The organism is Streptomyces sp. NBC_01197 (assembly GCF_036010505.1).
In the GTDB taxonomy this organism is placed as follows: domain Bacteria; phylum Actinomycetota; class Actinomycetes; order Streptomycetales; family Streptomycetaceae; genus Streptomyces.
The window spans coordinates 5996690-6021927 of the sequence record NZ_CP108569.1 but is presented as its reverse complement, the minus strand read 5'-3'; the positions used below and the strand labels follow the sequence as shown (position 1 = coordinate 6021927).

Sequence of the window (25238 nt, the reverse complement as noted above, 5' to 3'; positions counted from 1 at the left end):
GAACGAGTAGGAGATGCAATTCCCATGACAGACGCACTCAAGCGCCTCTCCGACGAAGGCGTCGCGATCTGGCTCGACGACCTTTCGCGCAAGCGCATCACATCCGGCAACCTCGCCGAGCTGATCGACCAGCAGCACGTGGTGGGTGTGACCACCAACCCGTCGATCTTCCAGAAGGCGATCTCGCAGGGCGACGGCTACGACCAGCAGCTCACCGACCTCGCGGCCCGGAAGGTCACCGTCGAGGAGGCTGTCCGCATGATCACGACGGCGGACGTCCGTGACGCCGCCGACATCCTGCGCCCGGTCTTCGACGCGACGGACGGCCAGGACGGCCGGGTCTCCATCGAGGTCGACCCGCGTCTCGCCCACGACACGACGGCCACCGTCGCCGAGGCCAAGCAGCTCGCCTGGCTGGTGGACCGCCCGAACACGCTCATCAAGATCCCCGCGAGCAAGGCCGGCCTGCCGGCCATCACCGAGACCATCGGCCGGGGCATCAGCGTCAACGTCACGCTGATCTTCTCGCTGGAGCGCTACCTCGCGGTCATGGACGCCTACCTGGCGGGCCTGGAGAAGGCCAAGGCCGCCGGCCTGGACCTCTCCAAGATCCACTCGGTCGCCTCCTTCTTCGTATCCCGCGTGGACACCGAGATCGACAAGCGGCTGGACGCCCTGGGCACCGACGAGGCCAAGGCCCAGAAGGGCAAGGCCGCCGTGGCCAACGCGCGCCTCGCCTACCAGGCGTACGAGGAGGTCTTCGCCTCCGACCGGTGGGCCGCCCTCGACAAGGCGCACGCCAACAAGCAGCGTCCGCTGTGGGCGTCGACCGGCGTCAAGGACCCGGCGTACCGCGACACGATGTACGTCGTGGACCTCGTCGCGCCCAACACGGTGAACACCATGCCGGAGGCGACGCTCGACGCCACCGCCGACCATGGCGAGATCAAGGGCAACGCGGTTTCCGGCACCTACGAGCAGGCCCGTGCCGAGCTCGACGCCGTGGAGAAGCTCGGGATCTCGTACGACGACGTCGTACAGGTCCTGGAGGACGAGGGCGTGGAGAAGTTCGCGACCTCCTGGAACGACCTGCTCAAGTCCACTGAGGCAGAGCTCCAGCGCCTCGCCCCTTCGAAGGGCTGAAACCTTGTCAAGCAGCAATCCGCTGCGTGACGCTGCGGACCGACGGCTCCCGCGTATCGCGGGGCCGTCGGGCCTGGTCATTTTTGGCGTCACGGGTGATTTGTCCCGTAAAAAGCTGATGCCCGCTGTCTACGACCTGGCCAATCGCGGCCTGCTCCCGCCGGGCTTCTCGCTCATCGGGTTCGCGCGCCGCGACTGGGAGGACGAGGACTTCGCCCAGGTGGTCCACGACTCGGTCAAGGAACACGCCAGGACGCCGTTCCGTGAGGAGGTCTGGCAGCAGCTCATCCAGGGGATGCGCTTCGTCCAGGGTGACTTCGACGACGACGCGGCGTTCGCCACCCTCAAAGCGACGATCGAGGAGCTGGACAAGCAGCAGGGCACCGGAGGCAACTTCGCCTTCTACCTGTCGGTCCCGCCCAAGTTCTTCCCCAAGGTCGTCCAGCAGCTCAAGAAGCACGGGCTCGCCGACCAGAAGAACGGCTCCTGGCGCCGTGCCGTCATCGAGAAGCCGTTCGGCCACGACCTGAAGAGCGCACAGGAGCTCAACAAGGTCGTGCACGAGGTCTTCCCGCCGCACGAGGTCTTCCGGATCGACCACTACCTCGGCAAGGAGACCGTCCAGAACATCCTGGCGCTCCGCTTCGCCAACACCCTCTTCGAGCCGCTCTGGAACCGGTCGTACGTCGACCACGTCCAGATCACCATGGCCGAGGACATCGGAATCGGCGGCCGGGCCGGGTACTACGACGGCATCGGCGCCGCCCGTGACGTCATCCAGAACCACCTGCTCCAGCTGCTCGCGCTGACCGCGATGGAGGAGCCCGCCTCCTTCGACGCCCATGCGCTGGTGGCCGAGAAGACCAAGGTCCTGGGCGCCGTCAGGCTGCCCAAGGACCTCGGCAAGGAGACCGTGCGCGGCCAGTACGCCGCGGGCTGGCAGGGCGGCGAGCAGGCGGTCGGCTACCTCCAGGAAGACGGCATCGACCCCAAGTCGACGACCGACACCTACGCCGCGGTGCGGCTGGAGATCGACAACCGCCGCTGGGCGGGTGTCCCCTTCTACCTCCGCACCGGCAAGCGCCTGGGCCGCCGCGTCACCGAGATCGCCGTGGTCTTCCAGCGCGCCCCGCACTCCCCGTTCGACCACACGGCGACCGAGGAACTGGGCCAGAACGCGATCGTCATCCGCGTACAGCCCGACGAGGGCATCACCATGCGGTTCGGCTCCAAGGTGCCCGGCACCTCGATGGAGATCCGGGACGTGTCGATGGACTTCGCGTACGGCGAGTCCTTCACCGAGTCCAGCCCGGAGGCGTACGAGCGGCTCATCCTCGATGTGCTGCTCGGCGACTCGAACCTCTTCCCGCGCCTGGAGGAGGTCGAGCAGTCCTGGCGGATCCTCGACCCGATCGAGCAGTACTGGGACACCCACGGAAAGCCCGCGCAGTACGAGGCGGGCACCTGGGGACCGGCCGAGGCGGAGGAAATGCTCGCACGAGAAGGACGGAGCTGGCGTCGGCCATGAAAATCGATCTGACGGAAACCACAGCCAGCAAGGTCAACAAGGCACTGGTGGAGGGACGCCGCGCCGTCGGCACCCCCGCGGTCGGCATGGTGCTGACCCTCGTCATCGTGACCGACGAGGAGAACGCCTACGACGCGCTCAAGGCCGCCAACGAGGCCTCGCGCGAGCACCCCTCGCGCACCCTCGTGGTCGTCAAGCGGGTCTCCCGCTCCCCGCGCGACCGGGCCGCGGCGCGGCTCGACGCGGAGATCCGGGTCGGTACGGACGCGGGCAGCGGCGAGACCGTCGTCCTGCGGATGTACGGCGAGGTGCTGCACCACGCACAGTCGGTGGTGCTGCCGCTGCTGCTGCCGGACGCCCCCGTGGTGGTCTGGTGGCCGGTGAACGCGCCGCTCGACCCCGCGAAGGACCCGCTCGGTGCGCTGGGCCAGCGCCGGGTCACCGACTCGTACGCGGCCGAGCAGCCCATCGCGGAGCTCTCGGGCCGGGCCGCCGCCTACACCCCGGGCGACACCGATCTGTCGTGGTCACGCATCACCCCCTGGCGTTCGATGCTCGCCGCGGCGCTGGACCAGGTGCCGAGCCGGGTGAAGGGCGCCGAGGTGGAGGGCGAGGAGTTCAATCCGAGTTGTGAGCTGCTCGCGATGTGGCTCGCCGACCGGCTCGACGTACCGGTGACCCGTTCCGTCTCGTCCGGGCCCGGTCTCACGGCCGTACGGATGCAGACGGACCACGGCGACATCGTGCTGGACCGCCCCGACGGTTCGCTGGCCACGCTCTGCATGGAGGGCCAGCCGGACCGCGCGGTGGCGCTGAAGCGCCGGGAGACCTCAGAGCTGCTCGCCGAGGAGCTGCGCAGGCTGGACCCGGACGACACCTACGCGGCCTCGTTGAAGTACGGCGTGGAGCGGCTGGTCACCCGCGCGCCGAAGCAGGAAGGCGACGGGTCGGCCACCGGATCCGGGGACGCGGCGGAGGGCTCGGACAAACCCGAGAAGGCCGCCGCCGCGAAGAAGGCACCCGCAAAGAAGGCGGCGTCGAAGTGAGTGCGCCGCAGCTCGTCGTCCACCGCGACAAGGAGCTGATGGCCCAGGCCGCGGCGGCCCGGCTGATCACGAAGATCGTGGATGCCCAGGCCGCCCGCGGCTCCGCTTCGGTGGTGCTCACCGGCGGGCGCAACGGCAACGGGCTGCTCGCGGCGCTCGCCGAGGCGCCTGCGCGGGACGCCGTGGACTGGTCGCGGATCGACCTGTGGTGGGGCGACGAGCGCTTCCTCCCGGAGGGCGATCCCGAGCGGAACGTCACGCAGGCGCGGGCCGCGCTGCTCGACTCGGTCGGCGTGGCGCCCGAGCGGGTGCACGCCATGGCCGCTTCGGACGGCCCGTACGGCAGCGACGTGGAGGCGGCCGCCGCGGCGTACGCGGCGGAGCTGGCCTCCGCCGCGGGCCCCGCGGGCCACGCCGATGTGCCGTCGTTCGATGTGCTGTTGCTGGGGGTGGGCCCGGACGCGCATGTGGCCTCGCTCTTCCCCGAGCTGCCGGCCGTACGGGAGTCCGTACGCACCGTCGTCGGGGTGCACGGCGCGCCCAAGCCGCCACCCGTGCGGCTGTCGCTGACACTGCCCGCGATCCGGGCCGCGCGCGAGGTGTGGCTGCTCGCGGCGGGCGAGGACAAGGCCGGGGCCGCGGCTCTCGCGCTCTCCGGAGCCGGCGAGGTCCAGGCCCCGGCAGCGGGCGCCCGGGGCCGCGGCAGGACGCTGTGGCTGCTCGACACGGCGGCCGCTTCGCAGCTGCCGCCGCAGCTCTACGCGCCGGCCACCGCCTGACACCGTACGGAACAGGACCGGCCCGCACTCCCCTGCGTGGGGAGGCGGGCCGGTCCTGCTGTGTCTGCCGCCGGCGCCGGTGCCGCTACTCCTTGGCCCGCAGCGCACGGTAGGTGTCGACCAGCGTGGCGGTGGAGCTGTCCAGGTCCGCGCCGCCCCTGCCGCCGGTGATGACGGACTCGACCTTCTTGGCGAGCACCTTGCCCAGCTCGACGCCCCACTGGTCGAAGGAGTCGATGTTCCAGATGGCGCCCTGGACGAAGACCTTGTGCTCGTAGAGCGCGATCAGCTGGCCCAGGACGGACGGGGTGAGCGCGTCGGCGAGGATCGTGGACGTCGGGTGGTTGCCGCGGAACGTCTTGTGCGGGACCAGCTCATCGGCGACACCCTCGGCCCGTACCTCCTCGGGCGTCTTGCCGAACGCCAGGGCCTGGGTCTGGGCGAAGAAGTTCGCCATCAGGAGGTCGTGCTGGCCCGCCAGGCCCGCCGTCAGGTCATCGACGGGCTTGGCGAAACCGATGAAGTCCGCCGGAACGACCTTGGTGCCCTGGTGCAGCAACTGGTAGTACGCGTGCTGGCCGTTGGTGCCCGGCGTCCCCCAGACCACGGGCCCCGTCTGCCAGTCGACCGGGTTGCCGTCCCGGTCCACGGACTTGCCGTTGGACTCCATGTCCAGCTGCTGGAGGTACGCGGTGAACTTGGAGAGGTAGTGCGAGTACGGCAGGACCGCGTGCGACTGGGCGTCGAAGAACGCGCCGTACCAGACGCCCAGCAGGCCGAGCAGGAGCGGGATGTTCTCCTCGGGCGGCGCGGTGCGGAAGTGCTCGTCGATCTGGTGGAAGCCGTCGAGCATCTCCCGGAAGCGCTCCGGGCCGATCGCGATCATCAGCGAGAGCCCGATCGCCGAGTCGTAGGAGTACCGCCCGCCGACCCAGTCCCAGAACTCGAACATGTTGGCCGTGTCGATACCGAAGTCCGCGACCTTCTCCGCGTTCGTCGACAGCGCCACGAAGTGCTTGGCCACCGCGTCCTGACCGGCCCGCAGATTCGTCAGCAGCCAGTTGCGCGCGGAGGTCGCGTTGGTGATGGTCTCGACGGTGGTGAAGGTCTTGGAGGCGATGATGAAAAGCGTCTCCGCCGGGTCCAAGTCCCTTACGGCCTCGTGCAGATCGGCTCCGTCGACGTTCGAGACGAAACGGAACTGGAGGTTGCGGTCGGTGAACGAGCGCAGCGCCTCGTACGCCATCGCGGGGCCCAGGTCCGAGCCGCCGATGCCGATGTTGACGACGGTCCTGATGCGCTTGCCGGTGTGGCCGGTCCACTCCCCCGACCTGACCTTGCCGGAGAAGGCGGCCATCTTGTCGAGCACGGCGTGCACGGCGGGCACGACGTTCTCGCCGTCCACCTCGACGACCGCTCCGCGCGGGGCGCGGAGCGCGGTGTGCAGTACCGCGCGGTCCTCAGTCGTGTTGATCTTCTCGCCGCGGAACATCGCGTCACGCAGCCCGGCCACCCCGGCGGCAGCGGCCAGCTCACGGAGCAGGCCGAGCGTCTGGCCGGTCACCAGGTGCTTGGAGTAGTCGAGATACAGGTCGCCCGCCCGGAGGGTGTACGTGCGCCCGCGCTCCGGATCCTTGTCGAACAGCTCCCGCAGACGCGTGTCGCCCAGCTGCGCCCGGTGCTTGCCCAGAGCGGTCCACTCTGGCATCTGGTTGAGCCTGGTACGGCCTTCTGCGTTCATCTCGGACATCAGTCCATTCTTCTCGTACCTGCGTACCTGCCCCGCTCCGTCCAACCTAATTGATCCGGCGGGCGAGCGCCGCGACAAGCGCTCCCGGCCCACGGGCCGTCGCGGGCACGGCCGGGCGGCGGCTACCACGCAGTCCGGCCGGACACCCGAGTGGGTTCCGGCCGGCATTCACGCTGTCAGATTTCGCCCCGCAGCTTCGCGAGGGCCTCGGCGAGGATCGCCTCACCGTCCTCGTCGCTGCGCCGCTCGCGTACGTAGGCGAGGTGGGTCTTGTACGGCTCGGTGCGCGGCGGATCCGGGGGGTTGTCGCTGTCCTGACCGGCCGGGAACCCACAGCGCTGGCAGTCCCAGGTCTCCGGAACCTGCGCGTCGTGGGCGAAGCTCGGCTGCGTCTCGTGCCCGTTCGAGCACCAGAAGGAGATGCGGAGGCGCGGTGCGGACTCGCCCCGCTCGGCCTCCCCCATCGGCCCCGCTCCGACCCGGCTTCCCCGGATCGCGTTGCCACTTGCCACGGTCGTAACTCCCTGCGTGATGGTGCTCGAAGATGCCCCAGTCTACGTAAGGCCCAACGCGCGTCCAGTGATTGGAGTTACACCCCCGCACCGAAACGCGGGCAACACGCGGAGAGAACGCGGATACCGACGGTCAGTTCTTCAGCTTCATCAGCAGGCCGAGCACGACGATGCACGCGAACCAGAGCAGGCCGAGCACCACGGTGATGCGGTCGAGGTTGCGCTCGGCGACCGAGGAGCCGCCGACGGACGACTGCATGCCGCCACCGAACATGTCGGAGAGGCCGCCGCCCTTCCCCTTGTGCATCAGCACCAGCAGCATCAGCAGCAGGCTGAAGACGATCAGGGCGATCGAGAACCCCAGAATCACGGCTGGACCAACTTCCTCGGAACTCAAAACGGACGAAGGGGCCGGACGGCTGCTGCCAGCCGTCTCGGCCCCGCAAGGGTACGACGGATCCGCGCTAGCGCATACTCACTGGTCGCGGAACCGGACGATCTTGACGAACTCGTCGGCGTCGAGGGCGGCGCCGCCGATCAGCGCACCGTCCACATCGGGCTGCGCCATGATCGCGGCGACGTTCCCGGACTTGACGGAGCCGCCGTACTGGATGCGGACCTTGTCGGCCAGCTCCTGCGAGTACAGCTCGGCCAGCCGGCCGCGGATCGCCCCGCAGACCTCCTGGGCGTCCTCGGGGGTGGCGACCTCGCCGGTGCCGATGGCCCATACCGGCTCGTACGCGATCACGATCGACTCGGCCTCGTCGGCGGGGATGTCCTTGAGCCCGCCGTCGAGCTGCTTCAGCGTGTACTCGACCTGCTGGCCGGCCTTGCGGACGTCCAGGCCCTCGCCGACGCAGAGGATCGGCGTGATGCCGTGCCGGTAGGCGGCCTTGACCTTGGCGTTGCAGAGCTCGTCGGTCTCGGCGTGGTACTGGCGGCGCTCGCTGTGCCCGACGGCCACGTAGGAGCACTTCAGCTTGGCCAGCATCGGCCCGGAGATCTCACCGGTGTACGCGCCGGAGTCGTGCGCCGAGATGTCCTGGGCGCCGTACTTGATCTTGATCTTGTCGCCGTCCACGAGGGTCTGGACGGAGCGCAGATCGACGAAGGGCGGCAGGACCGCCACCTCGACGGCGTCGTAGTCCTTGTCGGCGAGCGCGAAGGAGAGCTTCTGGACGTGTGCGATGGCCTCCAGGTGGTTGAGGTTCATCTTCCAGTTGCCCGCCATCAGCGGGGTGCGGGTGCTCAGATTTGTCATGAGGTTTGTCAGTTCTCCAGTGCGGCGAGGCCGGGAAGCGTCTTGCCCTCAAGGTATTCGAGGCTGGCGCCGCCACCGGTCGAGATGTGTCCGAACTTGTTCTCGTCGAAGCCCAGGATGCGGACCGCGGCGGCTGAGTCGCCGCCGCCGACGACCGTGAAGGCCGAGCTGTCGAGGAGTGCCTGCGCGACGGCGCGGGTGCCGTCGGCGTAGTCGGGGTGCTCGAAGACGCCCATCGGGCCGTTCCAGAAGACGGTGGCCGCGTCGGCGAGCTTCGATGCGTAGAGCTTGTTGGTCTCGGGGCCGTTGTCCAGGCCCATCCGCCCGGCCGGGATCGCGTCCGCGGGAACCGTCTCCGGGTGCGTCGGCGCCTTCGCCTTGAGGTCGGGGAACTCCGCGGAGACCACGACGTCGACCGGGAGCACGAACTCCACGCCCTTGGCCTTGGCGCGCTCCAGGTATTCGCGGACCACCGGGATCTGGTCCTCCTGGAGGAGGGAGCTGCCGACCTCGTGGCCCTGGGCCTTGAGGAAGGTGTACGCCATGCCGCCGCCGATGAGGATGCGGTCGGCCCGATCGAGGAGGTGGTCGATGACACCGAGCTTGTCGGAGACCTTGGCGCCGCCGAGCACCACGGCGTACGGGCGCTTGACGTCGGAGGTCAGCTTCTTCAGGACGCCGACCTCGGTGGCGATGAGGTAGCCGGCGGCGTGCGGCAGGCGCGCCGGGAGGTCGTAGACCGAGGCGTGCTTGCGGTGTACGGCGCCGAAGCCGTCGCCGACGTAGACATCGGCCAGCTCGGCGAGCCGGTCGGCGAAGGCGCCGCGCTCGGCGTCGTCCTTCGAGGTCTCACCCGCGTTGAAGCGGAGGTTCTCGATGACGGCGACCTGGCCGTCGCTGAGGGCGGCGACCGTGGCCCTCGCGGACTCGCCGACCGTGTCGGTCGCGAACGCGACGTCGGCGCCGAGGAGTTCACCGAGGCGCGCCGCGGCGGGCGCCAGTGAGAACGCCGGGTCCGGGGCGCCCTTGGGGCGGCCCAGGTGCGAGGCGACGACGACACGGGCGCCGGCCTCCGCGAGCTTGGCCACCGTCGGCTGGACGGCACGGATCCGGCCGTCGTCGGTGATGGTGGTGCCGGAGAGCGGCACATTGAGGTCGGCACGGACGAATACCCGCTTGCCCGCGACCCCTTCGGCGAGAAGTTCGTCGATGGTCTTCATGGGTTCCTGGACTCCTTGGACGATCTGGACAGGCCACGGGGCCCGGACCGCGCTTCGTCGCGCAGTCCGGGCCCCGTGCTCACATCGAGTTGCCTACCGGCCCGTGCTCAGAGCTGGTTGCCGACAAAGACGGTCAGGTCGACCAGGCGGTTGGAGTAGCCCCACTCGTTGTCGTACCAGCCGATGACCTTGACGCTCTTGCCCTGGACCATGGTCAGGGACGAGTCGAAGGTGCAGGACGCCGGCCAGTTGACGATGTCCGAGGAGACGATCGGGTCCTCGGTGTAGTCGAGGAGGCCCTTGAGCTGGCCCTCGGCGGCCTTCTGGAACGCGGCGTTGACCTCGTCCTTGGTGACCTCGCGCTCCAGCTCGACGACCAGGTCGGTCACGGAGCCGGTGGGGACCGGGACGCGCATCGCGATGCCGTCGAGCTTGCCCTCGAGCTCCGGGATGACCAGCGCGGTGGCCTTGGCGGCACCCGTGGTGGTCGGAATGATGTTCTCGGCGGCGGCGCGGGCGCGGCGCAGGTCCGAGTGCGGGTAGTCCAGGATGCGCTGGTCGTTGGTGTACGCGTGGACCGTCGTCATCATGCCCTTGACGATGCCGAAGTTCTCCAGGAGAACCTTGGCCATCGGCGCCACACAGTTGGTGGTGCAGGAGGCGTTGGAGATGACGTTGTGCTTGGCCGCGTCGTACTTGTCCTGGTTGACGCCCATCACGATGGTGATGTCCTCGCCCTTGGCCGGAGCCGAGATGAGGACCTTCTTGGCGCCGCCGGCGATGTGCTTCTCGGCGTCGGCCTTCTTCGTGAAGAAGCCGGTCGACTCGATCACGATGTCGACGCCCAGCTGACCCCAGGGGATGTCGGCCGGGTTGCGCTCGGACAGCACCTTGATGGTGTGACCGTCAACGGTGATGGTGTCTGCGGTGTGCGTGACCTCGGCCTTGAGACGGCCCAGAATCGTGTCGTACTTCAGCAGATGCGCGGTGGTCGCGGTGTCACCCAGGTCGTTGACAGCCACGATCTCGATGTCAGCACCCTGCTCCAGCAGCGCGCGGAAGTAGTTACGACCGATGCGGCCAAAGCCGTTGATGCCTACGCGGATCGTCACGAACTCGATCTCCTCGTTGGTACGCCGGGTTTCGACGCCACGGCGAGATGTATGGGATGTCCCCGACCGCTTCCGACCCTACCTCTCGAAAGCCCCCAGGGTCATATCGAACAGGCCCGTACGGAATTTGACATCCGGCACCGGCACCCCTACCCACCAGTACATTCACCGGCTCATACGTCGGTGCCGGTACCCATATGGGCACCGGCACCGACGGGTTGGACGCTGGGGGCGTTCCGGGTCGGCCACTTCCGGAATCACTTCCGGAACGCGGGAACGCAGCGGGAGGAGCTTCCGCCGGTTCCGGCGGTTCAGCCGACCAGGCTGTCGTCCATCTCCTCGGACAGCGTGGACTCCGTACCGGGGATGCCCAGATCCTGCGCCCGCTTGTCGGCCATGGCGAGCAGCCGGCGGATCCGGCCCGCGACGGCGTCCTTGGTCAGCGGCGGGTCGGCGAGCGCGCCGAGCTCCTCCAGCGACGCCTGCTTGTGCTCCATCCGCAGCCGGCCGGCCGCCGCGAGGTGCTCGGGCACCTCGTCGGCGAGGATCTCCAGCGCACGGCCCACCCTGGCCCCGGCGGCGACCGCGGCCCGTGCCGAGCGGCGGAGGTTGGCGTCGTCGAAGTTGGCGAGGCGGTTGGCGGTGGCGCGGACCTCACGGCGCATCCGCCGCTCCTCCCACGCCAGGACGGACTCGTGCGCGCCGAGCCGGGTGAGCAGGGCGCCGATCGCGTCCCCGTCCCGGACGACGACCCGGTCCACACCGCGGACCTCACGGGCCTTGGAGGCGATCTGCAGCCTGCGCGCCGCGCCCACCAGGGCCAGCGCCGCCTCGGGCCCGGGGCAGGTCACCTCGAGCGATGAGGAGCGGCCCGGCTCGGTGAGCGAGCCGTGCGCGAGGAAGGCCCCGCGCCAGGCCGCCTCGGCGTCACAGGTGGCCCCCGAGACCACCTGCGGGGGCAGCCCGCGGATGGGGCGGCCGCGGCCGTCCACCAGGCCGGTCTGGCGTGCCAGCTGATCGCCGCCCGCCACGACCCGTACGACATAGCGGCTGCCTCTGCGCAGCCCGCCGGGGGCCATCACGATCAGTTCCGAGTTGTGCCCGAAGATCTCCAGGATGTCCCGCTTGAGCCTGCGCGCCGCCATGGCGGTGTCCAGTTCCGCCTCGATCACAATCCGTCCGCTCACCAGGTGCAGCCCGCCGGCGAACCGAAGAATCGCCGAAACCTCCGCCTTCCTGCAGCAGGTCCGGGTGACGGGGAGCCGGGAGACTTCGTCCTTCACCGCTGCCGTCATCGCCATGGGCCGATCCTTCCATGCATCCGAAAAATACGGTCGTACGCGGCGGCCAGCAGCTCCCTGTCGTGGGTAGGGGAGCCGTCGGGCGAGGCCACGGGCGCCAGCTCGACCGCCGCGCCGAGCCCTTTGGCGGCTTCGGCGAGACTCGCGCGGTCGGGCACGGCGGCCTCGTCGGCAAGCACCACGTCCAGGGCGAGTTTAGGGGCGTGTCGGGCCAAAACCTCCAAATGACGCTGCGGTGAGAAGCCATCGGTTTCACCGGGTTGCGGCGCGAGATTGAGCGAGAGCACCTTGCGCGCCTTCGTCTCGACCAGCGCGTCGAGCAGTTCGGGCACCAGCAGGTGCGGGATCACGGAGGAGAACCAGGAGCCGGGGCCGAGGACCACCCAGTCCGCGTCGAGGACCGCGGCGACGGCCTCCGGGACGGCCGGCGGGTCGTTCGGCACCAGGTGCACGGACTGCACCTCGCCGGGGGTGAGGGCAACCGTGGCCTGGCCGCGGACCGTGTCGACGTCGTCCGGGCGGGCCGGGTCGTGGCCGCGGACCAGCGCCTGGAGCTCCAGCGGCACCGCGGACATCGGCAGCACCCTGCCGTGCGCGCCGAGCAGCTTGCCGACCAGGTCCAGGGCCTGCACATGGTCGCCGAGCTGCTCCCACAGGGCGACGATCAGCAGATTGCCGACCGCGTGCTCGTGCAGTTCGCCCTTGGACTGGAAGCGGTGCTGGATCACGCGGGCCCAGGTCTGCCCCCAGTCGTCGTCCCCGCAGAGCGCGGCGAGCGCCTTGCGCAGGTCGCCGGGCGGCAGCACGCCCAGCTCCTCACGGAGCCGGCCGCTGGAGCCGCCGTCGTCGGCGACCGTGACCACGGCGGTCAGATCCCCGGTGATGCGGCGCAGCGCGGCGAGCGAGGCGGAGAGCCCCCTCCCGCCGCCCAGTGCGACGACCTTCGGCTGGGTACCGCGCCTGATCCGGCCCGGTACCAGCCGTACGCGCCGCAGCTTGGCGGTGCTGCGGCCTGTCACTCGCGCCCCATGTCCCGGTGCACGAGCACCGTCTCGATCCCTTCCGACGCCAGCCGGGCGGCGAGCTTCTCGGACATCGCCACCGAGCGGTGCTTGCCGCCGGTACAGCCGACGGCGATGGTCACGTACCGCTTGCCCTCCCGGCGGTAGCCGGTGGCGATGATCTGGAGCAGCTCGCTGTACTGGTTGAGGAACTCCTTGGCGCCCGGCTGGTTGAAGACGTACGCGGACACCTCCTCGTTGAGGCCGGTGAAGGGGCGGAGCTCGGGGACCCAGTGCGGATTGGGCAGGAACCGGCAGTCGACGACGAGGTCCGCGTCGACGGGGAGCCCGTACTTGTAGCCGAAGGACATCACGGTCGCCCGCAGCTCGGGCTCCTCGTCGCCGGCGAACTGGGCGTCCATCTTGGCCCGCAGTTCGTGCACGTTGAGGCTGGAGGTGTCGATCACCAGGTCGGCGTCGCCGCGCAGCTCGCGCAGCAGGTCACGCTCGGCGGCGATGCCGTCGGTGATCCGGCCGTCCCCCTGGAGCGGGTGCGGTCTGCGGACCGATTCGAAGCGGCGCACCAGCGCGTCGTCGGACGACTCGAGGAAGACGATCCGCCGGGTGACCTGCTTGGCGGCCAGGTCCGCGAGGGACTGGCGCAGATTGTCGAAGAACCGGCGGCCGCGTACGTCGACGACAACGGCGATACGGGCCACGTTGCCCTGTGAGCGGGCGCCGAGCTCCACCATGGTGGGGATCAGCGCGGGCGGGAGGTTGTCGACGACGAACCAGCCCAGGTCCTCCAGACACTTCGCCGCGGTGGAGCGTCCGGCGCCGGACATCCCGGAGATGATCACCAGCTCCGGAATGGCTGCGTCCGTGGTCTCGGCCGGTGTGCCCGTGCCCGCACTGCCCGTACTCACGTCTGCTCCGTCCCGTTCCTGCTCGTCACTCATCTGTGTCGCCCCCGTCGTCTTCCCCGTGGTCTTCGGTTTCCCCGTGGTCTTCGGTTTCCCGGTGGTCTTCAATGATCTCTCCTGTTGCCGTGTTCACGGCAGGGGCGGCCGGGGCCGTCCGTGCGAGCGCCACGGCCACCGACTCGGCCGTCCTGCGGCCTATCCCGGGCACTTCGCAGATCTGCTCGATTGTGGCCTGTTTCAGCTTCTTGACCGAGCCGAAGTGCTTGATCAGGGCCTGTTTCCTGGTGTCGCCCAGACCGGCGACGGAGTCGAGCGGCCCCGCCTTGAAGCGCTTGGCCCGCTTGGCGCGCTGATAGGTGATGGCGAAGCGGTGGGCTTCGTCACGCACCCGCTGGAGGAGGTAGAGCCCCTCGCTGGACCGGGGCAGGACCACCGGGTCCTCGTCATCGGGCAGCCATACCTCCTCCAGCCGCTTGGCGAGACCGCAGACCGCGATGTCGTCGATGCCCAGCTCGTCGAGAGCGCGCTTCGCGGCCGCCACCTGGGGCCGGCCGCCGTCGACCACCACCAGCTGGGGCGGGTACGCGAACCGCTTGGGGCGGCCGTCCTCCTCGACGGCCCCGGCGGCCTGCTCCTCGGTCCACTCCCCCGTCCGCTCCTTCTCCTGGAGGTACCGCCGGAAGCGCCGGTTGATCACCTCGTGCATGGACCGGACGTCGTCCTGGCCCTCGAACCCCTTGATCTGGAAGCGGCGGTACTCGCCCTTGCGGACCAGACCGTCCTCGAAGACCACCATCGAGGCCACCACGTCGTCGCCCTGGAGGTGCGAGATGTCGTAGCACTCGATCCGCAGCGGCGCGCTGTCGAGACCGAGCGCGGCGGCGATCTCCTCCAGGGCCCGGGAACGGGTGGTGAGGTCGGAAGCGCGCTTCGTCTTGTGCAGCACCAGCGCCTGCTGGGCGTTGCGCTGGACGGTCGCCATCAGGTCCTTCTTGTCGCCGCGCTGCGGGATACGCAGCGAGACATGCGAACCGCGGCGGTCCGCGAGCCACTGGGAGACGGCGTCGGCCTGCTCCGGGAGGGCCGGGACCAGCACCTCCTTGGGCACGCCCTCGCCCTTCTCCTCGCCGTACAGCTGCTGGAGCGCGTGCCCGACGAGGCCGGAGGTCTCCACGGCCTCGACCTTGTCGGTCACCCAGCCGCGCTGGCCGCGGACCCGGCCGCCCCGGACGTGGAAGATCTGGACGGCCGCCTCCAGCTCGTCCTCGGCGACCGCGATCAGGTCGGCGTCGGTGGCGTCGTTGAAGACCACCGCGTTCTTCTCCAGGGCGCGCTTGAGCGCCTCTATGTCGTCGCGGAGCCTGGCGGCCTTCTCGTACTCCATCTCCTCCGCCGCGTCCCGCATCTCCTGCTCGATACGGCGTATGTACGTGCCGGTGCGGCCGGCCATGAAGTCGCAGAACTCCTCGGCGAGTTCGCGGTGCTCCTCGGGGGTGACGCGGCCCACGCAGGGCGCCGAGCACTTGCCGATGTAGCCGAGGAGGCAGGGACGGCCGATCTGCGCGGATCGTTTGAACACCCCGGCGGAGCAGGTGCGTACGGGGAAGACCCGGAGCATCAGGTCGACGGTCTCGCGGATGGCCCAGGCGTGGCCGTAGGGGCCGAAGTAGCGCACGCCCTTCTTCTTGGGACCACGCATCACCTGCACCCGGGGGAACTCCTCGTTCATCGTCACCGCGAGGGACGGATAGCTCTTGTCGTCGCGGTACTTGACGTTGAAACGGGGGTCGAATTCCTTGATCCAGGAGTATTCGAGCTGGAGCGCCTCGACCTCGGTGGAGACCACCGTCCACTCCACGGAGGCGGCCGTGGTGACCATCGTGCGGGTGCGCGGGTGGAGATTGGCCAGGTCCTGGAAGTACGAGGACAGGCGTGGGCGCAGGCTCTTCGCTTTCCCGACGTAGATCACCCGGCGGTGCTCGTCGCGGAATTTGTAGACCCCCGGGGAGTCGGGGATCTGTCCCGGCTTGGGGCGGTAACTGGAGGGGTCTGCCATGTCTCCCACCCTACTGGCGGTGACTGACAGCGCGGAGTCGCCGCGGGCGGCGTCAGGCCTTCTCGTCGGGGCCCGCGATGAGCTTTCCGCCCACCACCTTGACCGGCACGTCCGCGAGCGGGCGGCCGGCCGGGCCCTGCAGCACCTTGCCGCTCGTGACGTCGAACCGGCTGCCGTGGCAGGGGCAGATGCCCACCTTGCCCTCGATCTTCTGCAGGGGGCAGTTCTGGTGGGTGCACCGCGACCAGAGCGCCTTGTACTCGTCGGCGCTCGGCCGGCTCACGATCAGGAACTGGTCCCGGTAGTACTTGACCCCGCCGACCGGCACGGCGTCCGCCGCTCCGAGGTCGACGGGCTTGTCCGGCCCCGACGAGGTGCCACCGCCCCCGCCGGAGCAGGCGGTGAGCCCGAGCCCCGCGGCGCCCGCCAGGGCGGCTCCCATGAGGACGGAACGACGGGCGGGGGGCAGACCGGTCATGAGAGGCTCCACTGTTCAACAGGCATGGGCGACGGAACCGACCATACCGGTGGAGATCTCTGCCATCGCAGGCGGTGTTTGCGGCGTTTACGGGCCCGGGAACTTCCGCTACGTTCGGGATCTGTGATCACCGTCGCCGGAGAGTCCCTGATCGACCTGGTGCCGCAGAACGCCGCCGCGCCCGGTGAACCGCTGCCCGCCCTGCTGCCGCGGCTGGGCGGCGGGCCCTACAACACGGCCGTCGCCCTGGGGCGCCTCGGTGCCCAGGTGAGCTTCTGTTCGCGAGTGTCCACCGACGGCTTCGGCGAGGCACTGCTCGGCGGGCTGCGGGCGGCCGGAGTGGACCTTTCCCTGGTGCAGCGCGGCCCGGAGCCGACCACGCTGGCGGTGGCGGCACTCAGCGACGACGGCTCCGCCGGATACGGCTTCTACGCCGAGGGCAGCGCGGACCGGCTATTCGAACTCCCGGAGCAACTGCCTTCCGAGGTACGGGCGTTGTCGCTTGGTACCTGTTCACTGGTCCTCGAACCGGGTGCGAGTGCGTACGAGGCACTGCTGCGGCGGGAATCGGCGCGCGGGGTGTTCACCCTGCTCGACCCGAACATCAGGGCAGGACTGATCCAGGACGGGGACGCCTACCGGAAGCGGTTCCAGGGCTGGCTGCCCCATGTCACCCTCCTGAAGCTGTCGGAGGAGGACGCCCAGTGGCTCGGCGGCACCCCGGAGGAGTGGCTGGCCGCGGGGCCGCAGGCGGTGGTGGTGACGCACGGCGGCGATGGCCTGACCGTACGGACCAGGTCGGGCGGCGAGTACGCGGTCCCCGGTGCGGCGGTCGATGTGGTGGACACGATCGGCGCGGGTGACACGGTCAACGCGGCGCTGCTGCACGGCCTCGCGGAGCGGGACGCGCTGTCGGCGGGGGCGACGGGCGCGCTGTCCGGCGACGACTGGGCCCAGGTCCTGGGCTTCGCGGCCCGGGCGGCCGCGGTGACCTGCTCACGTACGGGCGCCCAGCCGCCGTACGCGCGGGAGCTGGCCTAGGGGCTCGCTCCGGCGGCCTGCCCGGGTTCCCGTTCCTCACCCCCAGGCCCTGGACGGAACGCGCGGACCGAGCCCGGGCTCGCCGTGGCAGAAGGCCGCGGCGAGCCCGGCCCGCCACTGTCAGTGCGTACCCCCGTCACGGCGCCGACTCCGTCAGGCGCCAAGCTCCCCGATCAGTCAGGGCCTCAGAGCCCCGTCACCGCCGGAGTCACAGACGGGCACAGTCCGGACTGCGCAGGTCGGGCAGCACAGTCACGAAACCCGGCGTGTACGCGTCGCCTTCTTCGCGGCTGCCTTCTTCGGCGCCGCCTTCTCCACCGCCTTCTCCGCTGCCGTCTTCTTGGCCGCTGACTTCTTCACTGCTGCCTTCTTCGCCGGCGCCTTGCTGACCGGAGTCGCGTCGCTGATCCGGTCGGCGTCCAGGATGTCCCGGAGGAACTTCCCGGTGTGGCTGGCCGGGACCCCTGCGACCTGCTCCGGAGTGCCCTCGGCGATGACCAGGCCGCCGCCGTTGCCACCTTCGGGCCCCATGTCGATGACCCAGTCCGCGGTCTTGACGACATCCAGGTTGTGCTCGATGACGATTACTGTGTTGCCCTTGTCGACCAGGCCCGACAGCACGTTGATCAGCTTGCTGATGTCCTCGAAGTGGAGGCCGGTCGTCGGCTCGTCCAGGACATAGACGGTGCGGCCGGTGGAGCGCTTCTGGAGCTCGCTCGCCAGCTTCACCCGCTGTGCCTCACCGCCCGACAGCGTCGGCGCGGACTGCCCGAGCCTGACGTAGCCGAGGCCCACCTCGTTGAGCGTGCGCAGATGACGGGCGATGGTCGGGACGGCCTCGAAGAAGTCCAGGCCCTCCTCGATCGGCATGTCCAGGACCTCGGCGATGGACTTGCCCTTGTAGTGGACCTCAAGGGTCTCCCGGTTGTAGCGCGCCCCGTGGCAGACCTCGCACGGGACGTACACATCCGGGAGGAAGTTCATCTCGATCTTGATGGTGCCGTCGCCCGAGCAGTTCTCGCAGCGGCCGCCCTTGACGTTGAAGGAGAAGCGCCCCGGCAGATAGCCCCGGACCTTGGCCTCCATCGTCTCGGCGAAGAGCCTGCGCACATGGTCGAAGACCCCGGTGTACGTCGCCGGGTTGGACCGAGGGGTACGGCCGATGGGCGACTGGTCGACGTGAACGACCTTGTCGACCAGGTCGTCGCCGTCGACCCGGGTGTGCCGGCCGGGCACCGTACGCGCGCCGTTGAGCTCACGCGCCAGGTGCGTGTAGAGGATGTCGTTGACCAGGGTCGACTTGCCGGATCCGGAGACACCGGTGACCGCGGTCAGCACCCCCAGCGGGAACGGCACGTCGATGTCCTGGAGGTTGTTCTCCCGGGCGCCGTGCACCGTAAGCCGCCGCCCCGGGTCCACGGGCCTGCGCAGGTCCGGGATCGGGATGGCCTTCTTGCCCGCCAGGTACTGGCCGGTCAGGGACTGCTTGTTGGTGAGCAGGTCCTTCAGCGACCCGGAGTGCACGACCTTGCCGCCGTGCTCACCCGCGCCGGGGCCGATGTCCACGACCCAGTCGGCGACCTTGATGGTGTCCTCGTCGTGCTCGACGACGATCAGGGTGTTGCCCATGTCGCGCAGCCGGATGAGCGTCTCGATGAGGCGGTGGTTGTCGCGCTGGTGCAGGCCGATGGACGGCTCGTCCAGCACGTACAGCACACCGACCAGACCGGAACCGATCTGCGTGGCCAGCCTGATGCGCTGCGCCTCGCCGCCGGAGAGGGTGCCCGCCGCTCGGTTGAGCGAGAGGTAGTCGAGGCCGACGTCGACCAGGAACCTCAGCCGTTCGTTGACCTCCTTGAGCACCCGCTCGGCGATCTTCTTGTCGCGGGCGTTGAGCTTCAGCCGGCCCAGGAAGTCCGCGCACTCGCTGATCGACATCGCGGCGACCTCGGCGATGGACTTCTCCATCACGGTGACCGCGAGGACGATCGGCTTCAGCCGGGTGCCCTCACAGGTCGGGCAGGGCACCTCGCGCATATAGCCCTCGAAGCGCTCCCTGCTGGAGTCGCTCTCGGCCTCCGAGTGCCGCCGCTTGACGAAGGGCACCACGCCCTCGAAGGAGGTCGTGTAGGCGCGCTCCCGCCCGTACCGGTTGCGGTAGCGGACCTCGATCTGGGTCTTGTGGCCGTACAACAGCGCCTTCTTGGCCCGCTGCGGCAGCCCGGCCCAGGGGATGTCCGTCCGGAACCCGAGCTCTGCGGAGAGCGCGCCGACCAGCCGGGCGAAGTACTCCTTGGTGTGGCCGTGCGACCACGGCGAGATAGCACCCTCGTCGAGTGACTTGTCCTCGTCCGGGATGATCAGCTCGGGGTCGACCTCCATACGCGTCCCGATGCCGGTGCAGTCGGGGCAGGCGCCGAAGGGCGAGTTGAACGAGAAGGAGCGCGGCTCCAGCTCCTCGAAGGACAGATCGTCGTACGCGCAGTAGAGGTGCTCGGAGTACATCCGCTCACGCTCGGGGTCGTCCACCGGCAGATCGACGAAGTCCAGGATGACCATGCCGCCGGCCAGCCCGAGCGCGGTCTCCACCGAGTCGGTGAGGCGACGCTTGGCGCTGTCCTTCACCGTGAGGCGGTCGATGACCACCTCGATGGTGTGCTTCTCCTGCTTCTTCAGCTTGGGCGGCTCGGAGAGCTGGATCGTCTCGCCGTCCACCCGGGCACGGCTGTACCCCTTGGTCTGCAGGTCGGAGAAGAGGTCGACGAATTCGCCCTTGCGCTCCCGCACGAGCGGCGAGAGCACCTGGAAACGGCTGCCCGCGGGCAGTTCGAGGACCTTGTCGACGATGGCCTGCGGGGACTGGCGCGAGATGGGGCGGCCGCACTGGGGGCAGTGCGGCTTGCCGATGCGCGCGAAGAGCAGCCGCAGGTAGTCGTAGACCTCGGTGATGGTGCCGACCGTCGAGCGCGGGTTGCGCGAGGTCGACTTCTGGTCGATGGAGACAGCGGGGGACAGACCCTCGATGAAGTCCACATCGGGCTTGTCCATCTGCCCGAGGAACTGCCGGGCGTACGAGGAGAGCGACTCGACATAGCGGCGCTGCCCCTCGGCGAAGATCGTGTCGAACGCGAGGGAGGACTTACCCGATCCGGAGAGCCCGGTGAAGACGATCAGGGAGTCACGCGGGAGGTCGATCGAGACGTTTTTGAGGTTGTGCTCGCGAGCGCCACGAACGATGAGACGGTCGGCCACGCCGGTCCGCACCTTTCTGGGAGGAGAAGCAGGGGCGGTGCCCCCTCCCCAGGGTATGGGGGGCGCCTCAGCGATGTCGGAAGATGGCTTGTTGGATGTCTCTCACGAGCCTATAGCACGCGCATTCGAATTACGGCCATCGGTAAACAGCTTCACCCGAAGGAGTGGAGGGGCCTATCGTCAGCTGCATGATCGATCACGCGCGCGACCTGGAATCCCTGGACGAGGCGACCGAACGGCTCCTGACCGCGGCTGCCGGACTGGACAACGCCACGGCCGCGGAACCGTCACGGCTCCCCGGCTGGTCCCGCGGTCATGTACTCGCTCATCTCTCACGTAACGCCGACGCGATCGGAAATGTTCTCGCCGGACTGCCGATGTACGCCTCCGCCGAGGTCCGCGACGCCGACATCGAGCGCGACGCGCACCGCCCGCTCGCCGTACAGCTGACTGATCTGCGCGAGAGCGCGGCCCGGCTCCGTGAGCGCACGGCACTTCCCGCGGACTGGTCCCGCACCGTGACCCTCCGCAACGGGGTCACGGAGACGGCTGCCCGCGTTCCCTTCCGGCGGTGGGTCGAGATCGAGCTGCACCACGTCGATCTCGGCATCGGCTACGAGCTGGCGGATCTTTCCGCGGAGTTCACCGAGCGGGAGATCGACTTCCTGCGGGAGCGCTTCTCCGGCGACCCCGCGGTGGCCGGCGTCACCGGGCCCGCCACGGCGCTGCTGGGGTGGCTGTCGGGCCGCGGCGACGGCGAGGGGCTGACGGTTCCCGGCGGTGGCGCTCTGCCGACCCTGCCGTCGCTCTAGTACTGCGCTCCTGCCTCCCTCGGTACGGGACGCCCCCGGCCCAGGGCCGGACTGCCGATCTAGACTCGGCAGCATGACGTACAGCGGAGTGGTGAAGGTCGGCGGCGCGGCGGACGTACACGAGCTGACAGCTCTGATGATCTCCAAGGTCGCGGTGGGCCCGATGAACAACAACGCGTATCTGCTGCGCTGCCGGGAGTCCGGGGAGCAGCTGTTGATCGACGCGGCCAACGACACCGCGACCCTGCTGCAGCTGATCGGTGACGACTCCATCGCCTCCGTGGTCACCACGCACCGCCACGGCGACCACTGGCAGTCCCTGCAGGACGTGGTGGACGCCACGGGCGCCCGCACCTACGCCGGGCGGTACGACGTCGGGGGCATCCCGGTCGCCACCGACGTCCCCGTGGAGGACGGTGACACGATCCGGGTGGGCCGGGTCGAGCTGAACGTCCGCCGGCTCATCGGCCACACCCCGGGTTCGATCGTGCTCATCTACGACGACCCGCACGGCCACCCGCACGTCTTCACCGGCGACTGTCTCTTCCCCGGCGGGGTCGGGAACACCTTCGGCGACCCGAAGGCTTTCACCAGCCTGCTCGACGGTGTTGAGGAGAAGCTCTTCGACCGGCTCTCGGACGAGAGCTGGGTCTACCCGGGGCACGGGCACGACACCACGCTGGGCGACGAGCGCCCACACCTCGCGGAGTGGCGCGCCCGCGGCTGGTGAGCCGCAACCTTCCCCGTACACCTGCCCCCGGGCCGTCAGGCGTCGATGCTGTCCCTGTCCGGCGCCCCGGCCGCCTCTGCGGCCGCCTGCTTCCTGTTGGCGAGGAGGCTGGTGGCCGTGGTGACGATCAGCACGCCGCAGATGACCGCCAGCGAGACCGGAATGGAGATCTCCGGGACGGGCACACCGGACTCGTGCAGCGCGTGCAGCAGCAGCTTGACGCCGATGAAGCCGAGGATGACCGACAGCCCGTAGCTGAGGTGCACCAGCTTCTTCAGCAGGCCGCCTATGAGGAAGTACAGCTGGCGCAGCCCCATGAGGGCGAAGGCATTGGCCGTGAAGACGATGTACGGGTCCTTGGTGAGGCCGAAGATCGCGGGGATCGAGTCCATCGCGAACAGCACGTCGGTGGTGCCGATGGCGAGCATCACGACCATCAGCGGCGTCATGATCCGCTTGCCGTTCTGCTGGATGAAGAGCTTCGTGCCGTGGTAGCGGTCGGCCACACCGAGACGCCGCTCGACCGACTTGAGGAGGCGGTTCTCCTCGAACTCCTCTTCCTCGTCGCCTGAACGCGCTTCCTTGATGAGCTTCCAGGCGGTGTAGATCAGGAACGCGCCGAAGAGGAAGAAGACCCACGAGAAGCCGGCGACGATCGCCGCGCCGGCCGCGATGAAGACCGCACGCAGCACCAGGGCTATCAGGACGCCGAACAGCAGCACTCGCTGCTGCAGGTGGGACGGCACCGAGAACTTCGCCATGATCAGGATGAAGACGAAGAGGTTGTCGACGCTCAGCGACTTCTCGGTGATGAAGCCCGCGAAGAACTCTCCGGACGCCTGACCGCCGCCGAAGAGCAGCAGTCCTAGGCCGAAGAGCGCGGCCAGGGCGATCCAGACGACGGTCCAGACACCGGCTTCTTTGACCGATACGTCATGGGGCTTGCGTCCGATCATGAAGTCGGCCGCGATCAGGGCGCCCAGGCCAAGAATGGTCAGGGCCCACAGGGTCAGTGAAACATCCATCACGCCTCCGGCGATTGCTACGGCTACTTGATCAGCGTCGTCGCTGCCGGAGGTCTCTTCCGCCCGCGCCGGAGGACCGGTGCCGGGCCGGCGCCCCGGGACCTGACAGGTCCGTACTGACGGGTGCGCCGCACTTGGGGAGCACTCCCCTCCGTGCCAAGAACAGTACAGGGAATACCAAGGAAAGGTAAAGAGATTAGTAAAGAATAGTTCAAAACGGCAGCCCGGGAGTGCAGGGGAAGTGCGAAGACATCGGCGGTCGTCCGAAGGACCGGGAGGGCCGGCGGGACTACGGCAGCAGGCGGAGTCAGGTCCGGCGGGCCGCGGCGACCTGGGTCAGCACGTTCCGCAGCACCTCACTGCCCGGTGGCGGCAGCGACGGCTCGTACGTCCAGGCATGCCCGACCCAGGGGTCGGCGAGGTGGCCGTCCGGGACCGGCGTGATGCGCAGCAGCGAACGCCACAGCGGGTCGAGCACCGGACCGAACTCCCGCGCGTCCTCCCGGTCGGCGACCATCAGCAGATGGACACCGACGGCGGGCCCCTCGTCGGCCAGGTAGCGCAGGTGTGTGAGAGCGCGGTCGTCGAAACCGTGCGGAAAGTCATTGACGATCAGCAGCTGCTCCGCCGTGTCCAAATCCGGCGGGAGGGAGTCGGCCGCACCTCCGCGCACCGCCATCTGCACCAGATCCACCCGCTGCACCAGCCGAGCCAGTACGGCAGCCACCCCCCGCGCGCCGGTCGCCGGTGGCGCGTCGAGCACTCCGGAGGCAGTCAACGGAGCCAGTGGTCCGGCACCCGAGCCCGCCGGATCGATCACCTGCACGGTGAACTCCCCCGCCGGGTGGACGGCGAGCAGGCGGGCCGCGTGGGCGACGGCGGTGTCCATGGCGCGGGTGCGCAGCGCGGCGGAATCCAGTTCCGCCCCGGATCCGGTACGGCCGCTGTCGACCCAGAAGCCACGTTCGAGCGGCAGCCGCACCAGCATCGGGATGCGCAGCTCAGGACGGACCGGTAGGTGCAGATCACCGACGCGGAGCGCCAGCGGGGGCTCCGCCGGGACGCGGTACCCGTGCCAGACCGGGTGATCCCAGCGGGCGAAGGCCGGGGCCAGCGCAGGCTCGACCACCTCGGACTCGGCGATGAGCCGGCCGAGATCCCGGTCGAGCACCTCTCGTGCCTGAGCTGCCAGCCCGTCCCGCTTCTGCTGCGCCCGCCGCCGGGCTTCGGTGCCCGCGGGACCGGTACGGATGCGCGGGTCGGAGAGCGCCCCGTCGATCTCGCGTTCCAGACGCGAGTCGGCGAAATCGACAGCACCGCGGTACGCGGCTGCCGCGCGGGCCAGATCCTCGAACATGCCCCAGACCTGGTTGTACAGGCGCTCCTCCATGGACCAGCCGGTGGCGTCGCCCGCGACGGGCCGGCGCTGCTCGCCGGGCCGGGGGCCGGGCACAGCCGGGGGCGGCGGCGTCGGTGGCGTGGTGTGTTGCCGGCGCGGATGCGTGTAGTCGACCGGGGCACCCCGCGGGTGCCCGCCGGCTCCGGGGCCGCCCGACCCCTCGTCCGGCACGGGCCGCGAAGCCGCCGGCACGGAGGCTGCGGCCCGGTCGTCGCGCGGGCCGCCGGCGCCCGGGCCGGGACGTGCCCGGTCGCCCGGTGCGGTACGCGGCGGGGCCGGCGCCACTGAGCGGGCCGCGTCGCCGACGGCTGCGGCCTGGATCTCGTCCGCGAGGCCCCGGGCGCCCTTCAGCCCCTGGTCCCCGAGCAGGTCGGCGAGGCCGCCCGCGTACCCCTGGCCGACGGCACGGACCTTCCAGGCCCCCTGCCTTCGATAGATCTCCAGGGCGACAACTGCCGACTCGGCGCCCAGCCCGGTGATCGTGTACCTGACGACCTCCGCACCGGCCGGTCCGGTGACAGCCACGAAGGGTGCGGCGGCGGAGGCGAACGAGCTGGGCCCGCCGGTGCCGGTGGGCAGAGCCAGCAGGACGTTCACCCGGTGCACGGCCTCCGGCAGTGCCTCCAGGTCCACCGCGAGCCGGTGGTCCGCCGCCGTCTGCCGGGCCACTTCGATGCCGGGCAGCTGCGGGGATCCGGGATGGGCCACCCACTCCGCGCCGCGGACCCGGCCCTGCTCGTCGCTGAGCGTCGCACCGGCCAGGACCGGCTTCCCGGCCGTCACCCGGATTTCCAGTCGGGCCACGGGCAGGGGATGGTTCTGCCCCCGAACCAGCTCGGCCGTCATCGGGCGTGCCCCCTCGTCGCGTT

Annotated in this window: 21 protein-coding genes; 7 read left to right on the top strand and 14 right to left on the bottom strand. The window is 69.6% G+C overall.

The window, feature by feature from the left end; genetic code table 11:
• Positions 1 to 24 precede the first annotated feature (24 nt).
• From tal to pgl, 4 genes are read left to right on the top strand one after another with little or no spacing between them, the layout of a single operon-like run.
• The gene (gene tal / locus OG452_RS27635) at positions 25 to 1143 is read left to right on the top strand and encodes a transaldolase (protein WP_327298270.1); all 1119 of its coding nucleotides are present in this window, start codon (positions 25 to 27) and stop codon (positions 1141 to 1143) included.
• A gap of 4 nt (positions 1144 to 1147) precedes the next feature.
• Positions 1148 to 2671, top strand: coding sequence for a glucose-6-phosphate dehydrogenase (gene zwf / locus OG452_RS27630; RefSeq protein WP_327298269.1), 1524 nt, complete (start codon positions 1148 to 1150; stop codon positions 2669 to 2671).
• Positions 2668 to 3717, top strand: a complete 1050-nt coding sequence (opcA, locus tag OG452_RS27625) for a glucose-6-phosphate dehydrogenase assembly protein OpcA (protein WP_327298268.1) — start codon at positions 2668 to 2670, stop codon at positions 3715 to 3717. Before zwf ends, opcA begins: the two co-directional genes overlap by 4 nt.
• Entirely contained in the window at positions 3714 to 4496 is a 783-nt protein-coding gene (gene pgl, locus OG452_RS27620) for a 6-phosphogluconolactonase (RefSeq protein ID WP_327298267.1), read from the top strand. Before opcA ends, pgl begins: the two co-directional genes overlap by 4 nt.
• A gap of 85 nt (positions 4497 to 4581) precedes the next feature.
• Here the strand turns inward: pgl and pgi are convergent, their stop codons facing one another.
• The 11 genes from pgi to OG452_RS27565 form a co-directional block, all read right to left on the bottom strand.
• Positions 4582 to 6237, bottom strand: a complete 1656-nt coding sequence (gene pgi / locus OG452_RS27615) for a glucose-6-phosphate isomerase (RefSeq protein WP_327299807.1) — start codon at positions 6235 to 6237, stop codon at positions 4582 to 4584.
• Positions 6238 to 6422: 185 nt separating this feature from the next.
• A complete protein-coding gene (locus tag OG452_RS27610) occupies positions 6423 to 6758 on the bottom strand; it encodes an RNA polymerase-binding protein RbpA (protein WP_327298266.1) in 336 nt (111 codons plus the stop codon).
• 133 nt (positions 6759 to 6891) lie between these two features.
• The gene (gene secG / locus OG452_RS27605) at positions 6892 to 7128 is read right to left on the bottom strand and encodes a preprotein translocase subunit SecG (RefSeq protein WP_327298265.1); all 237 of its coding nucleotides are present in this window, start codon (positions 7126 to 7128) and stop codon (positions 6892 to 6894) included.
• Positions 7129 to 7233: 105 nt separating this feature from the next.
• Positions 7234 to 8010, bottom strand: a complete 777-nt coding sequence (tpiA, locus tag OG452_RS27600) for a triose-phosphate isomerase (RefSeq protein WP_327299806.1) — start codon at positions 8008 to 8010, stop codon at positions 7234 to 7236.
• Between the two features lie 17 nt (positions 8011 to 8027).
• Positions 8028 to 9239, bottom strand: a complete 1212-nt coding sequence (locus OG452_RS27595) for a phosphoglycerate kinase (protein WP_327298264.1) — start codon at positions 9237 to 9239, stop codon at positions 8028 to 8030.
• Between the two features lie 107 nt (positions 9240 to 9346).
• On the bottom strand, positions 9347 to 10351 hold the full coding sequence (gap, locus tag OG452_RS27590) for a type I glyceraldehyde-3-phosphate dehydrogenase (protein ID WP_327298263.1): 1005 nt from the start codon (positions 10349 to 10351) through the stop codon (positions 9347 to 9349).
• A 311-nt stretch (positions 10352 to 10662) separates the two neighbouring features.
• A complete protein-coding gene (whiA, locus tag OG452_RS27585) occupies positions 10663 to 11652 on the bottom strand; it encodes a DNA-binding protein WhiA (RefSeq protein ID WP_266858127.1) in 990 nt (329 codons plus the stop codon).
• Entirely contained in the window at positions 11643 to 12671 is a 1029-nt protein-coding gene (locus OG452_RS27580; RefSeq protein ID WP_327298262.1) for a gluconeogenesis factor YvcK family protein, read from the bottom strand. The genes whiA and OG452_RS27580 overlap by 10 nt, the downstream gene beginning before the upstream one ends.
• Entirely contained in the window at positions 12668 to 13612 is a 945-nt protein-coding gene (rapZ, locus tag OG452_RS27575; RefSeq protein ID WP_327298261.1) for an RNase adapter RapZ, read from the bottom strand. Before rapZ ends, OG452_RS27580 begins: the two co-directional genes overlap by 4 nt.
• Complete coding sequence (uvrC, locus tag OG452_RS27570; RefSeq protein WP_327298260.1) at positions 13605 to 15632, bottom strand: excinuclease ABC subunit UvrC; 2028 nt, start codon at positions 15630 to 15632, stop codon at positions 13605 to 13607. The genes rapZ and uvrC overlap by 8 nt, the downstream gene beginning before the upstream one ends.
• Positions 15633 to 15684: 52 nt before the next feature.
• On the bottom strand, positions 15685 to 16110 hold the full coding sequence (locus tag OG452_RS27565; RefSeq protein ID WP_327298259.1) for a Rieske (2Fe-2S) protein: 426 nt from the start codon (positions 16108 to 16110) through the stop codon (positions 15685 to 15687).
• 123 nt (positions 16111 to 16233) lie between these two features.
• On the opposite strand from OG452_RS27565, the gene OG452_RS27560 reads away from it, so the two are divergent.
• Complete coding sequence (locus OG452_RS27560; RefSeq protein ID WP_327298258.1) at positions 16234 to 17151, top strand: carbohydrate kinase family protein; 918 nt, start codon at positions 16234 to 16236, stop codon at positions 17149 to 17151.
• 252 nt (positions 17152 to 17403) lie between these two features.
• On the opposite strand, the gene uvrA is transcribed toward OG452_RS27560, so the two are convergent.
• Positions 17404 to 20403 carry an excinuclease ABC subunit UvrA gene (gene uvrA, locus OG452_RS27555; RefSeq protein ID WP_327298257.1) on the bottom strand — a complete coding sequence of 1000 codons (3000 nt, stop codon included), beginning with the start codon at positions 20401 to 20403 and terminating at the stop codon, positions 17404 to 17406.
• A 188-nt stretch (positions 20404 to 20591) separates the two neighbouring features.
• Between uvrA and OG452_RS27550 the strand changes: the two genes are divergently transcribed.
• Both OG452_RS27550 and OG452_RS27545 read left to right on the top strand, forming a co-directional pair.
• Positions 20592 to 21215 (top strand): maleylpyruvate isomerase family mycothiol-dependent enzyme, encoded by a 624-nt coding sequence (locus OG452_RS27550; protein WP_327298256.1) that lies wholly within the window; start codon positions 20592 to 20594, stop codon positions 21213 to 21215.
• A 73-nt stretch (positions 21216 to 21288) separates the two neighbouring features.
• A complete protein-coding gene (locus OG452_RS27545) occupies positions 21289 to 21945 on the top strand; it encodes an MBL fold metallo-hydrolase (protein WP_327298255.1) in 657 nt (218 codons plus the stop codon).
• A 35-nt stretch (positions 21946 to 21980) separates the two neighbouring features.
• Here the strand turns inward: OG452_RS27545 and OG452_RS27540 are convergent, their stop codons facing one another.
• Together OG452_RS27540 and OG452_RS27535 are read right to left on the bottom strand one after the other, a co-directional pair.
• The gene (locus OG452_RS27540) at positions 21981 to 22970 is read right to left on the bottom strand and encodes a TerC/Alx family metal homeostasis membrane protein (RefSeq protein WP_327298254.1); all 990 of its coding nucleotides are present in this window, start codon (positions 22968 to 22970) and stop codon (positions 21981 to 21983) included.
• A gap of 307 nt (positions 22971 to 23277) precedes the next feature.
• Entirely contained in the window at positions 23278 to 25215 is a 1938-nt protein-coding gene (locus OG452_RS27535) for a TerD family protein (protein ID WP_327298253.1), read from the bottom strand.
• Positions 25216 to 25238: the final 23 nt, after the last annotated feature.